A 13,798-nucleotide genomic window follows, 5' to 3' on the forward strand; every position below is an offset into this window, starting at 1 on the left:
GGCGACGGGCATGGCTGATGTGCCTCAAATCATTGCGCATTTCATTGCGCGCGAAAAACATCGACACTATAAGTACTTGAAATAATGGTCGGAGTGGCAGGATTCGAACCTGCGACCCCTGCGTCCCGAACGCAGTGCTCTACCGGGCTGAGCCACACTCCGACAAGAGGCCGGCTTATAGCGTCGGGTTTGGCGCACCGCAAGCGGCCGAGATGAGGAATTTTGCCCCTGTGAAAACGGGTCTTGAAACGTCGATTTTACCGGCAGGCCCAGCCGCCGCCGAAGCCGCCGCCCGAACCTTGGCGGCCGGCGGGCTGGTCGCGTTTCCGACCGAGACCGTCTACGGGCTCGGCGCGGACGCCGCCAACGCCACGGCGGTCGCCCATATCTACAGCGCCAAGGGCCGGCCGGCCTTCAATCCGCTGATCGCCCACGTCGCCGACCTCGCGGCTGCGCGGCGGATCGGGCGATTCGATGCGCGCGCGTTGAGGCTCGCGGAGGCGTTCTGGCCAGGACCGCTGACGCTGGTGGTGCCGAAAACGGACGACTGCCCCGTGGCGGATCTTGCCACTGCGGGCCTCGACACGGTTGCGATCCGCATTCCCGCCCACCCCGTGGCGGAAGCGATCTTGCGGGCCTTTGGCGGGGCGGTGGTGGCGCCCTCGGCAAATATCTCGGGCCACGTCTCGCCGACACTGGCCGCGCATGTCGAGAACGATCTTGCGGGACGGATTGACCTGATCGTCGACGGCGGGCCGGTCGCGGTCGGCGTCGAATCGACCATTGTGGGCTGCTTCGAGGCGCCGATGCTGCTCCGCCCGGGCGGGCTCTCGCGGGAGCGGATCGAGGCCGTGCTGGGCGCGCCGCTGGCGCGGCCGCCGGTGGAGACTGAGAGCGACGACAGCCAGCCGCTGGCGCCGGGCATGCTGGCCTCGCATTACGCGCCGCGCGCCCATGTACGGCTTCGCGCGCAGGACGTTGCGCCGGGTGAGGCGCTGCTGGCATTCGGCCCTGCCCGCTTGCCGGGCCAGAAGGCGGCCGCGGCTGTCATGAATTTGTCGCCCGCGGCTGATCTCGATGAAGCCGCCGCCAATCTGTTCGGCTATCTTCGCAGCCTCGATGCGAAGGCACCGAAGGCGATTGCCGTGATGGCGATCCCTGAAGAAGGCTTGGGCGAAGCGATCAACGACCGGCTGCGGCGTGCTGCGGTGGCACGATAAGAAGTAGAGACGAGACGATGAACATCAATCAATCCGCCACTCCGCCGCTCGCGCCCGAACTGATCGACCAATTCCGCAAGATCGTCGGCGACAAGCACGCCATCACCGACGCGACCGACATCCAGACTTACATCACCGAGGAGCGCAATCTGTTCCACGGCCGCTCGCCGCTGGTGTTACGCCCGGGCTCGACCGCGGAAGTCTCCGCGATCTGCAAGCTCGCCTCCGAGCACAAAATCGCGCTGGTGCCGCAGGGCGGCAACACCGGCCTCGTCGGCGGGCAGACCCCGCACAATGGCGAGGTGGTGGTGTCGCTGCGGCGGCTGGACAAAATCCGCGAGGTCGACACCGCCTCCAACACCATGACCTGCGAGGCAGGCGTGGTGCTGCAAATTGCGCAGCAGAAGGCGTCCGACGTGGACCGGCTGTTTCCGCTGTCGTTAGGTGCGGAAGGAAGCTGCACCATCGGCGGCAATCTCTCGACCAATGCCGGCGGCACTGCCGCGCTCGCCTATGGCGTCGCGCGCGAGATGGCGCTGGGGCTGGAGGTCGTGCTGGCCGACGGGCGCGTGCTCAACGTGCTGTCGAAGCTGAAGAAGGACAACACCGGCTACAATCTGCACAATCTCTTCATCGGCGCAGAGGGCACGCTCGGCATCATCACCGCGGCGACATTAAAACTGTTTCCGAAGCCGCGCGCGGTCGAGACCGCCTATGTCGGACTGAAATCGCCGGCGGCGGCGCTGAAATTGCTAACGATCGCGCAGAGCGAGGCTGCCAATGCGCTGACGAGCTTTGAGCTGCTCTCGGAAATGGCGGTGGACTTCTCAGTCCGCCACGGCATCGACGTGCGCGATCCCCTCGCCGAGAAGCATCCCTGGTACGTGCTGATGGAATTGTCCGCCCCCAGCGACGATGCCCGCACGCCGTTGGAGACGATCCTCGCCCGCGCCATGGAGGAGGAGATCGTCGATGACGCCGTGATCGCGGCCAATCTCACCCAGCGCGGCAATTTCTGGAAGCTGCGCGAGGAAATGTCGTCGGCGCAGAAGCCTGAGGGCGGCTCGATCAAGCACGACATCTCCGTTCCCGTCGCCGCGGTGCCCGCGTTCATCGAAGAAGCCAACGCCGCCGTGGTGAAGCTGATCCCCGGCGCGCGGCCGGTGCCGTTCGGCCATCTCGGCGACGGCAATCTGCATTACAATGTCAGCCAGCCGATCGGCGCCAACACCGCGGATTATCTCGCGCGCTGGCACGAGATGAACGCCGTGGTGTTCGAGATCGTGCTGCGCATGGGCGGCTCGATCTCGGCCGAGCACGGCATCGGCGTGCTCAAGCGCGACGAGCTGCCTGAGGTGAAGGACAAGACCGCGATCGAGCTGATGCGATCGATCAAGTCGATGCTCGATCCGCACGGCATCATGAATCCGGGGAAGGTGCTGTGAGCGCTCTTGCGATCGACGCGATCAGGGATGCCGATGTCGAGAACGTCGTGGCGCTGTGGCAGCGCTGCGGCCTGACGCGGCCCTGGAACGATCCGCATGCCGATATCGCGCTGGCGCGGCGGCGCGACAATTCGACGGTGCTGGTCGGCCGCGACGGCGGCGCGATCGTCGCCACCGTCATGGTTGGTCATGACGGCCATCGCGGCTGGGTCTATTACGTCGCGGTTGATCCCGATGGCCGCAAGCGCGGCTATGGCCGGGCGATCATGGCGGCTGCCGAGGACTGGCTGCGCGCGGCCGGCATCGCAAAACTTCAGCTGCTGGCCCGGCGCGAGAATGCGCAGGCCAATGCGTTCTATGACTCGCTGGGCTTCGAGCTATCGACCTCGGTGATGTTCCAGAAGTGGCTCGACGGCCGCGCCAGTTCGTAGGCAACCAAGATGTGGCCTCGAACGCACCTGCGCCCCCTCGCCCCGTTCTTACGGGGAGAGGGCTGGGGTGAGGGGCTTCTCTCCCCACGCGAGATCGTCGACGGACCTGTACCCCCTCACCCGGATTGCACCGGACGATGCTTCGCATCGCCGAGGCAATCGACCTCTCCCCGCGAGCGGGGCGAGGTGAAGACAACAGAGAGACAGCAATGACCATCTCCGACCGCGTCCGCATCAAGGACATCCGCGTGCTCTCGAACGGCTGGACCACGCTGAAGAGCACCACGTTCGAGTACCGCCGCAGCAATGGCGAATGGCAAACGCAGAAGCGCGAAACCTATGAGCGCGACAATGCTGCGGCCATCCTGCCCTACAATCGCGCACAGCGCAGCGTGATCCTGGTGCGCCAGTTCCGCCTGCCGGCCTTCATCCGCGGCTATGACGATCTTCTGATCGAAGCGGCCGCCGGCGTGCTCGACGACGCCGCGCCCGAGGTGCGCATCCGCGCCGAGGCCGAGGAGGAAACCGGCTATCGCCTGCATCACGTCGAGAAAGTGTTCGAGGCCTTCATGAGCCCGGGCGCCATTACCGAGAAGCTGCATTTCTTCGTCGCCGAGTACGAGCCTGCGATGCGCGTCAGCGCCGGCGGCGGCCTCGCGCACGAGGGCGAAGACATCGAGGTGCTGGAGCTCGGCATCGACGAGGCCTTAGCGATGATCGCCGACGGAAGGATCATCGACGCCAAGGCGATCATGCTGCTGCAATACGCCGCGCTGCATATTTTCAGGTGAGCCTGCCGCTGGCTTCTTCCCTTCGCCCCATGTGGGAGAAGGTGGCATAGGCGGCCTTCGGCCGCCATTCTTAAGAACGCCGAAGCGAAGCTTCGGCCAGGGCGCCGGATGAGGGGTATGTCGCCGCGTATTCAAATGCGAATTGGATTCGCGGATAGATACCCCTCACCCGTCTCGCCGCGACGCGGCGAGCCACCCTCTCCCCGGTCTGAACACCCACAAGGGAAGAGGGTAAGACCACGCGGCTCCCTTGCTGGATTGCAATTCTGTCCTGCGCCGCGCTGCCCCCTGTTGAGCACCCCGAAAACTATCTCTAGTCTGGCTCCAATCAAGAACCAGGAGACGCGCCCATGTCCGCTCCGCGCGACGACGAATTCGGCTTTGCGCCCGACTACGACTCCCCCATCCCCTATATGCAGCGCACGCGGGATTATTACACCGCGATCGGCTACACCACGCCGTATCGCTGGGCGCACTACATCGAGGCGCCGTTCCAGAAGCTGAACAGGCCGCTGGCACAGTCGCGCGTGACGATCATCACCACCGCGGCGCCGTACGATCCTGATAAGGGCGACCAGGGTCCGGGTGCGGCGTATAATGGCAGCGCGAAATTTTACCAGGTCTATGACGGCGACACCTCGCAGCAGCACGATTTGCGCATCTCGCATATCGGTTACGACCGCAAGCACACCACGGCCACCGACAACGGCACCTGGTTTCCACTGCCGCAACTGTTGAAGGCGTCCGCTTCGGGGCGCATCGGCGAGGTGAGCCAGCGCTTCTTCGGTGCGCCGACCAATCGCAGCCATCGCGTCACGCTCGATACCGACGCACCGGAGATCCTGGCGCGCTGCCTCGCGGACAAGGTCGATGCCGCCGTGCTGGTGCCGAACTGCCCGGTCTGCCACCAGACCACGGCGCTGGTGGCGCGGCATCTGGAGGCCAACGGCATTCCAACCGTGATCATGGGCTGCGCCAAGGACATCATCGAGCATGCCGCCGTGCCGCGCTTTCTGTTCAGCGACTTCCCGCTCGGCAATTCCGCGGGCAAGCCGCACGACGTTGCCTCGCAGGCGCAGACGCTGGAACTGGCGCTTCGGCTGCTGGAGAGCGCGAGCGGGCCGCAGACCACGATGCAGTCGCCGCTGCGCTGGAACGAGGATGCCTCCTGGAAGCTCGACTACAACAATGTCGCGCAGCTTTCGCCGGAAGAGCTGGCGCGCCGCCGCGCCGAATTCGACAAGCAGAAGGAGATCGCGCGCGGCAACCGCGCGGCCTGACGTCCTCCAATAACAACAATCAAGGGAGAGAGGCGTGACGCGACCGTTCGAGGGCGTGAAGATCCTGGACTTCACCCAAGTGCTGGCCGGCCCCTATGCGAGCTATCAGCTCGCGCTTCTCGGCGCCGACGTCATCAAGGTCGAGCGGCGCGAGGGCGAGGACATGCGCCGCACGCCGCTCTCTCGTGAATGGGCCGAGCGCGGGCTGGCGCCGGCGTTCCAGGCCATCAACGGCAACAAGCGCAGCCTGACGCTCGACCTGCAAAAGCCAGAGGCGATCGCGATCGTAAAGAAGCTCGCCGCGACCGTCGACGTCGTCATGGAGAATTTTCGCCCGGGCGTGATGGACAAGCTCGGCATCGGCTATGAGGCGCTCTCGGCGATCAATCCCAAGCTGATCTATTGCGCGGTGTCAGGTTTCGGCCAGACCGGCCCGGATCGCCTGCGGCCCGGCTATGACGGCAAGATACAGGCGCTGTCGGGCATCATGGCGATCACCGGCCATCCCGAGACGGGTCCGACGCGCGCGGGCTTTGCCGTGTGCGACGTGCTCTCCGGTGCGACAGCGGCGTTCGGCGTGTCGAGCGCGCTCTACCAGCGCGACCGCACCGGCAAGGGCCAGCTCATCGACGTCTCCATGCTGGAGGCGACGATGGCGTTTCTCTCCGGCCAGATCGCGGACTGGTCGGTCGCGGGCCATCGCCAGCAGCTGTCGGGCAACCAGGCCGTGAGCCGTAAGACCACGGCGAACCTTTTTCGGGCGGGTGACGGCTACATCCTGCTCGCCGTCAACAACGAAAAACAATACCGCGCGCTGATGGCGGCGCTCGGCCGCGAGGACACGTTGAACGATCCCCGCTTCGCCGACTGGTTTTCCCGCAACGAGAACGAGCCGGCACTGCGCGCCATCATCGAGGCGGCGCTTGCGAAAAAGCCGGCGCGCGAATGGGAGACGATTTTGGAAGACGCCGGCGCGCCCTGCGCCAGCATCTGGAAGGTCGAGGAAGTCATTGATCATCCGCAGATCAAGGCCCGCGGCGCGATCCAGGAGCTGGATACGCCCTACGGCCGCCTGCGCTTTGCCGGCAGCGGGTTCAAGCTCGCGCATGGTGGCGGACGGCTGGACCGGATGGCACCGGAGCTCGGCGCGGATACCGATGCGGTGCTGGGCGAACTGGGGTTCGATGCGGCGGAGATTGCGGCCTTGAGGGCAAGGGAAATCGTGTGAAGGTAGCGCCACAAACTCAACCGTCGTCCCGGCGAAGGCCGGGACCCACTACCACGAAATTGAGTTTGGCGAAGGTTGCCCACGACCATCGCGCACAACAACTGCTCCCTGGGGGTATGGGCCCCGGCCTTCGCCGGGACGACAGCATATTTCGTGACCCCGTCTTGCCTAGAACAACGACCCCTGCCCGTCATCTGATGACGCGGCCGCAACCTTCCGCACCGCCTTCTTCGGCTTCGCAGCCTCCGCCTCCATCTCTTCCGCGCTGATCGGCAGCAGCAATTGCTCGTCGTCATTGACGACGCGGTTGACGCGGGTGGAAACCGGGTGCCAGACGAATTCACCAAGGCGCGGGGCCGTCATCAGCGGCAGGATCGCATCGATCTCATCACCGCGGCAATCGAGCCAGCGCTCGAAATCGCGCGGGCTGATGGTCACAGGTACGCGGTCATGCAGCGCGGCGAGATCCTCGCCCGCCGCTGCCGTGACAATCGCGACCGTGTCGAGCTCCTCGCCGTTAGGTCCGATCCAGGTCTCGAACACCGCGGCGAAGCCGAGCGGCGCGCCGTCGGCGTGATGGATGAAGAACGGCTGCTTGCGGCCGTCAACCGCCTTCCATTCGTAATAGCCATCGGCCGGAATCAGCCCACGCCGGCGGCGAATCGCCTTCTTGAAGGCGGGCTTCTCCAGCACCGTCTCCGAGCGCGCGTTGATCAGCAGCGTAAAGCTCTTGGGATCCTTCACCCAGCTCGGCAGCAATCCCCAGCGCATCAAGCTGAAATGGCGGGCGCCATTCTCGACCAACACCACCGGAATCGGTTGCGTCGGGGCGACATTGTACCGGGGCGGGAAATTCGGCTGCTCGATATACCCGAACAGTTGCCGTAAAGCCGCGGGGGCCGAAGTTATGACGAAGCGTCCACACATCTTAGGGCGTCTATATAGGGTCCGTTCAGGTCCTTTTAACCCCGAACGTTAACACTGCGGCCGATGAGCTCAATGGCCTCCCAACCCGCGACGCGCGCACAGACGGGCCCCGAGGCCGCGGCCTGGGCTGAGCGCCTGCGCGTGGCCAACATCAACCCGCGGACCGGGCTTGCCACCGACTATCTCAACCATTTCAATGAAGCCGTGATGCTCCTGGAGATGATCCCGGACATGCCGGAATGCGCTGAGGACTTCTTGACCTGGTCGCCGCTGTCCTATGCCGAGCATTTTACGGCCTCGAACTTCAGGGCGCGGGATCTCGCCATCGAGGCCTATGAGAAGGCCGCTCCCAACGTGCGTGCCCAGTTCGACCACATCACGGACACCATGACCTCGATCCTGACCGCGGTCGGCTCGGCCATGCGCGAGGTCGAGAAGGACACGACCCGCGTCCGCCTTGCCGAGCAGGCCACTCTCTGGGTCAAGCCGCTGATCGCGACCTGCGGCGGCATCATCAATGGCGGCGCGGAAGCCGACGTCGATACCATCATGGCGAACTGAGCTCATGAGATTCGATCAAAGGCCGCCGCGAACCCGGACCACCTCTCCCATAGGGAGAGGTCGGCGCATCGCGCCGGGTGAGGGCTTGCGATCCCTCGCAGGAACGGTGCCCCCTCACCCGATTTGCCGCGCAAATCGACCTCTCCCCGCTGGGGAGAGGTGACGAAGCCATGGCTTCGGTCGCCCAGCCCACCCATCCCCAGATCGCGGTCAGCGCGGCCATCTTCCGCGACGGCAAGGTGCTGCTGACCCGCCGCGCCCGCTCCCCCGCCAAGGGCTTCTACTCGCTGCCGGGCGGCCGGGTCGAATTCGGCGAATCGCTGCATCAGGCGCTCAGCCGCGAGGTCGACGAGGAGACCGGGCTTCGGATCGAAATCATTGGCCTTGCCGGCTGGCGCGAGGTGCTGCCAGCGGCCCCCGGAGCCGGCCATTATTTGATCATGTCCTTTGCCGCCCGCTGGGTGGCCAGGGAACCGTCCCTCAACGACGAGCTCGACGATTACCGCTGGATCGACCCGGACGCATTGGGGAGCCTCGGCGATCTCAAGCTGACCGGCGGGCTGGAGGAGATCGTCCAGTCCGCTCACCGGCTGATCCTGACTTAAGCCAGCCGCGAACTGCACCTCTCCCGCTTGCTTGCGGGAGAGGCCTCCCCGACCCTCCCCCGCAAGCGCAAGAGGGAGCGCACCTTCACTGCGCCCCTAACCTTGCCTTGCTTCCCCGACCCCGAGGGGGCATACAGCCCGCCGATGTCGATGCGATTTCTGGCCATTTTTGCCCTGATTCTCGCCTGCGCCTCCGCGCCCGCCCGGGCCCAGGATGTGGCGGCGCCGTTCGACGCCGATTTGCAGCGACTGGCCGAGATTCTCGGCGGCCTGCATTATCTGCGCGGCATCTGCGGCACCAACGAGGGCAATAAATGGCGCAGCGAGATGCAGGCCCTGATCGATGCCGAAACCCCCGCCGGCGAGCGCCGCACCCGCATGATTGCGGCCTTCAACCGCGGCTTTAACGGTTTTCAACAGACCTATCGGAGCTGCACGCCGGCGGCGACGGTGGCGATCCGCCGTTATATCGAGGAAGGCTCGAAGATTTCGCGGGACCTGACGGCGCGCTACGCGAACTAGCTTCTCTCTCCGTCATTCCGGGGCGCGCGCAGCGCGAATCCGGAATCCATCGAGCCGCAGAGTTGATAGCACGATGGATTCCGGGCTCGCGACTTCGTCGCGCCCCGGAATGACGAGCAGCGGAACCCTGTCATCGTCTTTGTCCACACCCATTAACCGTTCTTAAAGATGTGCCCTAGCGGACGTTAATACGCGTGCTACACCTCATCTGCAGCGCATCGCCGTGGATCGCGCCCCAGCCCTGATCGAGTTTCATGAGCCAGCCGATTTCCTACGCCCCCGCCCGCGCGCCGCTGCCCGACCACGAGCAGAAACAGGCCGCCTTGAGCTATCTGAACGAGGCCTGGGCCGAAGCGCGCCATGACGGTGTCGACGGCGACTGCCTCGCACAGGCGAGCCTGTTCGCGGCACTCGCCGAGCTCGTCGGCACCTATGGCGAGGACGCGGTGGCGAAGTTCGTCGAGGGGTTTCCCGCCCGCATCCGCAACGGCGAATTCTCGGTCTGCCTCGCGAGGCAGTAAGGACCGCCGGGAACGCCCCGCCCCGCGAGCGCAGCCATTCGTCAAGGCTCGATCTTGAGCGTCGCCTTCATGTTGGGATGATAGCGGCAGTAATACTCGACCGTCCCCGCCTTCTTCAGCACTGAAGTCGCCGATTTCTTCGGTGGCAATGTCACGTCGAAATCGCCGTTCTTCGCGGTGGCGGTGTGGGCGAAGACGTCCTTGTTGATCCATTCGATGGTGTCGCCGACCTTCGCTGACACCTCCGCCGGCGAGATCACGAGATTCTCCATCGTGATCTCGATGGTCGCGGCATGCGCCGGGACGGCCAGCGACAGGAAGGCAATCGCAAGCCCGATTGATCCGAGGCGTCCCGGGTTCATCACACGCCTCCTATTTCAGCTCAGCCGCGACATGCTCAGCATGCTGCTGATGACCCTGAAAAATCTTCAGGCCGGTCTGCAACAGGCTCTTCAGCTCCGCATTGCCGGCAGACGGAATGAGCTGGGTCTCCAATGCGCCGTTGACCGCCTTGTGATAGGCGACCTCGTTGGCGACATAGGCCTTGTCGAACGCCGCGCCGTCCAGCTTGTCGAACTCGGCCAGCTTGTCGCTCGCCTGCTTCGACAGCGTCTTGCTGGTGTCGTTGTCTTCAGGCGTGACGTTGAGCTTCTTGACCAGCGCCAGCGCCTGCTTGTTGACCGCTTCGTGGTCGCGCAGCATGTCCTCGGCAAACGCCTTGACGTCCTTGTTCTTGGCCTTTTTCTGCGCCTGCTTGGCCGCGTTGATGTCGATCACGCCGGCGGTGTAGGCGATGTGGGCGATCTGCGGATCGGTGAGCTTGTCGGCCGCACGTGCGCCTTGCAGCAGCATGGGGCTGGACAGCAGAATGGCTGCGGCGATCGCCGCGCTCCAACGAACGAACATGGTTTGACACTCCTGTGCTGCCGGATGTTTTGCCGGCGCGTTGCTTCACAGGAATTGGATGGGAGTTTCGCGCGAACGTTCCCGAGAAAATTCAGCCACCGATCCCGAGCCGCTTCAGCACCGCCTCGGTCAGACGTTCGCAGCGCCAGCCGGCAAACGGGAACGCGTCCATCATCACCGGGCCGATCTCCTTCTCGACATTCTCGCGCAGCATGGTGCGGGCGCGATGCAGTCGCGTCTTCACGGTTTCGGGCTTGACGGCGAGCAAATCGGCGGTTTCCTCGATGGACATCCCCTCCATGACGCGTGCGACGAAAACCATGCGGAATACATCCGGCAACTCGTCGATGGCGCGCTCGACGACGCGCTGGATTTCACGTTGGGCCATGGTCCTTTCCGGATCGCCTGGAGGAGAGACGGGAAATTTGATGATCTGCGCCTCGAGCGCCTCTTCCGGCACTGCGCCGAGCTCGACATGCGGCTTGCGACTCCTGGCGCGGCCAAGCGCCTCGTTGATCGCGATGCGCGACAGCCAGGTCGACAACCCGGAATCACCCCTGAAGCCATCGAGATGGGTGAAGGCGCGGACATAGGTCTCCTGCACCACGTCCTCGGCTTCGCTGTCGTTGCGCAGGATGCCGCGCGCGAGACGGTAAAGCCTGCGGTTGTTGGCCTGCATGATCTCGCGGAGCGCCGCCTCGTCCCGGTCGCGCGCGCGGCCGATCAGCTCGGCTTCCGTTGTTCTGGCGCCGGCGGGCAGGCCGGCTGCGGTCCGTTGCATGGCGGTCACCTGTCTCCGTTGGTTCCGGACATTGGATGCAGGCTGGCAGAAAAGGTTCCCAACTTTCTTACCCTCCGCGGGAACGTAAGATTTCCCCCTAATCCGTCTCGATCGGCAGCGACGGGTCCCTCGCCCACTCGCCCATGGAGGCATCGTAAAGCGTCAGCTTGTCGTATCCGAGCCGCGTCAGCATCAGCAAATCGATCGTCGCCGAGATGCCGCCACCGCAATACAGGATCACGTTCTTGTCGCGCGTGACGCCCGCCGCCGCGAATTTCGCTTCGGCGTCCGCAAGCGAGGTCAGCGTCCTGTCGGCATTCACAAGCGTCGCAGCCGATACGTTGACGCTGCCGGGCACGCGGCCCGGCCGGCCATAGCGGCTCGGCTCGAGGCCTTTGTGAAATTGCGGTCCGAGCGCGTTGACGGTGACGGTCGAGGGATCGCCGATCCGCGCCTTCACGAAGCTCTTGTCGACGAAGAAGCCCGCGCGCGGTGTCGCCTTGAAGGTCGTCGCCGGATAGCCCTTCGGGGCGCCGGTCTCGACAGGTCGTCCCTCGTCTTTCCATTTGTCGAAGCCGCCATCGAGCACCTGCGCGTCGAGGCCGAGCGAACGCAGCATCCACCAGAACCGGGTCGCCCACATCATGGTGCCGATGCTGTAGAGCACGATGGTCTTGTTGGCATCGAGGCCGTGGCGGCCGAAGGCGGCCTCGAGCTGGGCCACGGCCGGCATCATGAAGAACTGTTGCGCAGAGGTGTCGGAGAACTCGCCCTGCAGGTCGAGAAAATCGGCGCCCGGGATGTGGCCAGCCGCGAAGGTCTTGTCGCCGGGGACGGCGCGATACGGCACGTCGCTGCCTGGCGGCACGGGCTCGTTATAGGTCGTGCAATCGTAGATGCGGAGATTGGGGTCACCGAGGATGGCGGCGAGTTGCCCGGCGGTGATGAGGGGTTGGGTCATTGACTGCACTCCCCCTCCCCGATGTCGTCCCGGCGAAGGCCGGGACCCATAACCACAGGGAGACGTTTGACGAAGATTAGCAGCTAATCCCTTCGCCGGGACTGCGATCGTCAATCACCGCGAGATTCCGCGGTATGGGTCCTGGCTTTCGCCAGGACGACACCAACTGTGCGGCATCGACGCCGCACAGTCCTACTGCTTCAGTGTCTCCAGAAACCGCACCGGCTCACCCTGCGAGGGCGTCACGAGTTCGCCCTGCCACATCACGCGACGGCCGCGGATGAAGGTGCCGACGGGCCAGCCGGTGACGCGGACGCCGTCATAGGGGGTCCAGCCGGCCTTGGAGGCCACCCATTTGTTGGTGATGGTCTCGCTACGCTTCAAGTCAACGACCGTGAAGTCGGCGTCGTAGCCGGCGGCGATGCGGCCCTTGCAGGCCATGTTGTAGAGGCGCGCGGGGCCGGCGCTGGTGAGATCGACGAACCTTGCCAGCGACAGGCGGCCGGCATTGACGTGGTCGAGCATCAGCGGCACCAGCGTCTGCACGCCGGTCATGCCGGAGGGCGAGGCCGGATAGGTCTTCTGCTTCTCTTCAAGCGTATGCGGGGCGTGGTCGGAGCCGAGCACATCGATGATGCCCTGCTCGATGCCGCGCCAGATGCCGGCGCGATGATCGGCGCCGCGCACCGGCGGATTCATCTGCGCCAGCGTGCCGAGCCGCTCATAGCATTCGGGCGCGACCAGCGTGAGGTGATGCGGCGTCGCCTCGCAGGAGGCGACGTCCTTGTGATCGCGCAGGAATTCGATCTCTTCCTTGGTCGAGATGTGCAGCACGTGGATGCGTTTTCCCGTCTCATGCGCGAGCTTGACCAGACGCTGCGTCGCCATCAGCGCGGCGGTTTCGTCGCGCCAGACCGGATGCGAGCGCGGATCGCCCTCGATGCGCAGCGACTTGCGGTCGTTGAGACGGTACTCGTCCTCGGCATGGAAGGCCGCGCGGCGGCGGATCACCTGGAAGATGCGGCGCAGGCTTTCGTCGTCCTCCACCAGCAGCGCGCCGGTCGACGAGCCGATGAACACCTTGACGCCGGCGCAGCCCGGCGCGCGCTCCAGCACCGGAAGATCCTGCACGTTTTCGCGGGTGCCGCCGATGAAGAAGGCGAAATCGCAATGCATTCGGTGATGGGCGCGCTTCACCTTGTCGGTGAAGGTGGCCTCCGTCACCGTGAGCGGAGACGTATTCGGCATCTCGAACACGGCGGTGACACCGCCCATCACGGCGCTGCGCGAGCCGGTCTCGAGGTCTTCCTTCTGCTCCAGTCCGGGTTCACGGAAATGCACCTGCGTGTCCATCACGCCGGGCAGGATGTGGAGACCCTTGCAGTCGATCACCTCGGCTGCGGACGCCTGCGAGAGCGGACCCAGCTCGGCGATGCGACCATTGGTGATGCCGATATCGCGAACACTCTCGCCATCCTGGTTGACGACGGTGCCGCTTTTGAGGATCACATCGAAACGCTGCGTCATGGCTGGAGGCCTCTCTCATCCCCAAGCGCAGGGCTCGAGGTCTTGTCGTTTATGCCTTGCGGGCTTACGTTCCGGAGCACCATGTCGCAAGA

General features: G+C 64.8%; 17 protein-coding genes and 1 tRNA gene. 10 read left to right on the plus strand and 8 right to left on the minus strand.

The features are described 5' to 3' along the window. Nucleotides 1-85 precede the first annotated feature (85 nt). Nucleotides 86-162, minus strand: a tRNA-Pro gene (locus tag ACWAT4_RS31580). Nucleotides 163-230: 68 nt separating this feature from the next. Here ACWAT4_RS31580 and ACWAT4_RS31585 point away from each other — a divergent pair. The 6 genes from ACWAT4_RS31585 to ACWAT4_RS31610 all read left to right on the plus strand — a co-directional run bounded on the left by ACWAT4_RS31585 (nt 231) and on the right by ACWAT4_RS31610 (nt 6,395). Continuing rightward, the gene (locus tag ACWAT4_RS31585) at nt 231-1,220 is read left to right on the plus strand and encodes an L-threonylcarbamoyladenylate synthase (protein WP_212297635.1); all 990 of its coding nucleotides are present in this window, start codon (nt 231-233) and stop codon (nt 1,218-1,220) included. Between the two features lie 17 nt (nt 1,221-1,237). Beyond that, nucleotides 1,238-2,665, plus strand: coding sequence for an FAD-binding oxidoreductase (locus ACWAT4_RS31590; RefSeq protein WP_449728946.1), 1,428 nt, complete (start codon nt 1,238-1,240; stop codon nt 2,663-2,665). Then, complete coding sequence (locus tag ACWAT4_RS31595) at nt 2,662-3,096, plus strand: GNAT family acetyltransferase (protein ID WP_449728947.1); 435 nt, start codon at nt 2,662-2,664, stop codon at nt 3,094-3,096. The genes ACWAT4_RS31590 and ACWAT4_RS31595 overlap by 4 nt, the downstream gene beginning before the upstream one ends. Nucleotides 3,097-3,305: 209 nt before the next feature. Next, nucleotides 3,306-3,887, plus strand: a complete 582-nt coding sequence (locus ACWAT4_RS31600) for an NUDIX hydrolase (protein ID WP_212428099.1) — start codon at nt 3,306-3,308, stop codon at nt 3,885-3,887. 350 nt (nt 3,888-4,237) lie between these two features. Continuing rightward, nucleotides 4,238-5,167, plus strand: a complete 930-nt coding sequence (locus ACWAT4_RS31605; RefSeq protein WP_212428100.1) for a glycine/sarcosine/betaine reductase selenoprotein B family protein — start codon at nt 4,238-4,240, stop codon at nt 5,165-5,167. Nucleotides 5,168-5,201: 34 nt separating this feature from the next. Beyond that, complete coding sequence (locus ACWAT4_RS31610; RefSeq protein ID WP_212297630.1) at nt 5,202-6,395, plus strand: CaiB/BaiF CoA transferase family protein; 1,194 nt, start codon at nt 5,202-5,204, stop codon at nt 6,393-6,395. A 168-nt stretch (nt 6,396-6,563) separates the two neighbouring features. On the opposite strand, the gene ACWAT4_RS31615 is transcribed toward ACWAT4_RS31610, so the two are convergent. Next, a complete protein-coding gene (locus tag ACWAT4_RS31615) occupies nt 6,564-7,322 on the minus strand; it encodes an SOS response-associated peptidase (RefSeq protein ID WP_212428101.1) in 759 nt (252 codons plus the stop codon). A gap of 63 nt (nt 7,323-7,385) precedes the next feature. Here ACWAT4_RS31615 and ACWAT4_RS31620 point away from each other — a divergent pair, with 63 nt between their 5' ends. The 3 genes from ACWAT4_RS31620 (at nt 7,386) to ACWAT4_RS31630 (ending at nt 9,010) form a co-directional block, all read left to right on the plus strand. Continuing rightward, nucleotides 7,386-7,883 (plus strand): hypothetical protein, encoded by a 498-nt coding sequence (locus ACWAT4_RS31620; protein ID WP_212297628.1) that lies wholly within the window; start codon nt 7,386-7,388, stop codon nt 7,881-7,883. Nucleotides 7,884-8,053: 170 nt separating this feature from the next. Continuing rightward, the gene (locus ACWAT4_RS31625) at nt 8,054-8,488 is read left to right on the plus strand and encodes an NUDIX hydrolase (protein ID WP_449728948.1); all 435 of its coding nucleotides are present in this window, start codon (nt 8,054-8,056) and stop codon (nt 8,486-8,488) included. 144 nt (nt 8,489-8,632) lie between these two features. Beyond that, nucleotides 8,633-9,010 carry a TIGR02301 family protein gene (locus ACWAT4_RS31630; RefSeq protein ID WP_212298043.1) on the plus strand — a complete coding sequence of 126 codons (378 nt, stop codon included), beginning with the start codon at nt 8,633-8,635 and terminating at the stop codon, nt 9,008-9,010. A 12-nt stretch (nt 9,011-9,022) separates the two neighbouring features. On the opposite strand, the gene ACWAT4_RS31635 is transcribed toward ACWAT4_RS31630, so the two are convergent. Further along, the gene (locus ACWAT4_RS31635) at nt 9,023-9,163 is read right to left on the minus strand and encodes a hypothetical protein (RefSeq protein WP_449728949.1); all 141 of its coding nucleotides are present in this window, start codon (nt 9,161-9,163) and stop codon (nt 9,023-9,025) included. Between the two features lie 101 nt (nt 9,164-9,264). On the opposite strand from ACWAT4_RS31635, the gene ACWAT4_RS31640 reads away from it, so the two are divergent. After that, nucleotides 9,265-9,531 (plus strand): hypothetical protein, encoded by a 267-nt coding sequence (locus tag ACWAT4_RS31640; protein WP_092227477.1) that lies wholly within the window; start codon nt 9,265-9,267, stop codon nt 9,529-9,531. Between the two features lie 41 nt (nt 9,532-9,572). On the opposite strand, the gene ACWAT4_RS31645 is transcribed toward ACWAT4_RS31640, so the two are convergent. The 5 genes from ACWAT4_RS31645 to ACWAT4_RS31665 form a co-directional block, all read right to left on the minus strand. Continuing rightward, a complete protein-coding gene (locus ACWAT4_RS31645; protein ID WP_212297626.1) occupies nt 9,573-9,893 on the minus strand; it encodes a cupredoxin domain-containing protein in 321 nt (106 codons plus the stop codon). A 10-nt stretch (nt 9,894-9,903) separates the two neighbouring features. Beyond that, nucleotides 9,904-10,437, minus strand: a complete 534-nt coding sequence (locus tag ACWAT4_RS31650; RefSeq protein WP_212297625.1) for a DUF4142 domain-containing protein — start codon at nt 10,435-10,437, stop codon at nt 9,904-9,906. A gap of 91 nt (nt 10,438-10,528) precedes the next feature. After that, a complete protein-coding gene (locus tag ACWAT4_RS31655; protein ID WP_212297624.1) occupies nt 10,529-11,218 on the minus strand; it encodes an RNA polymerase sigma factor in 690 nt (229 codons plus the stop codon). Nucleotides 11,219-11,315: 97 nt separating this feature from the next. Continuing rightward, nucleotides 11,316-12,179, minus strand: a complete 864-nt coding sequence (locus tag ACWAT4_RS31660) for a sulfurtransferase (RefSeq protein ID WP_449728950.1) — start codon at nt 12,177-12,179, stop codon at nt 11,316-11,318. 192 nt (nt 12,180-12,371) lie between these two features. Next, nucleotides 12,372-13,706 (minus strand): dihydroorotase, encoded by a 1,335-nt coding sequence (locus ACWAT4_RS31665; RefSeq protein WP_449728951.1) that lies wholly within the window; start codon nt 13,704-13,706, stop codon nt 12,372-12,374. Between the last annotated feature and the right edge of the window lie 92 nt (nt 13,707-13,798).

It is taken from the genome of Bradyrhizobium sp. T-1 (genome assembly GCF_053592855.1).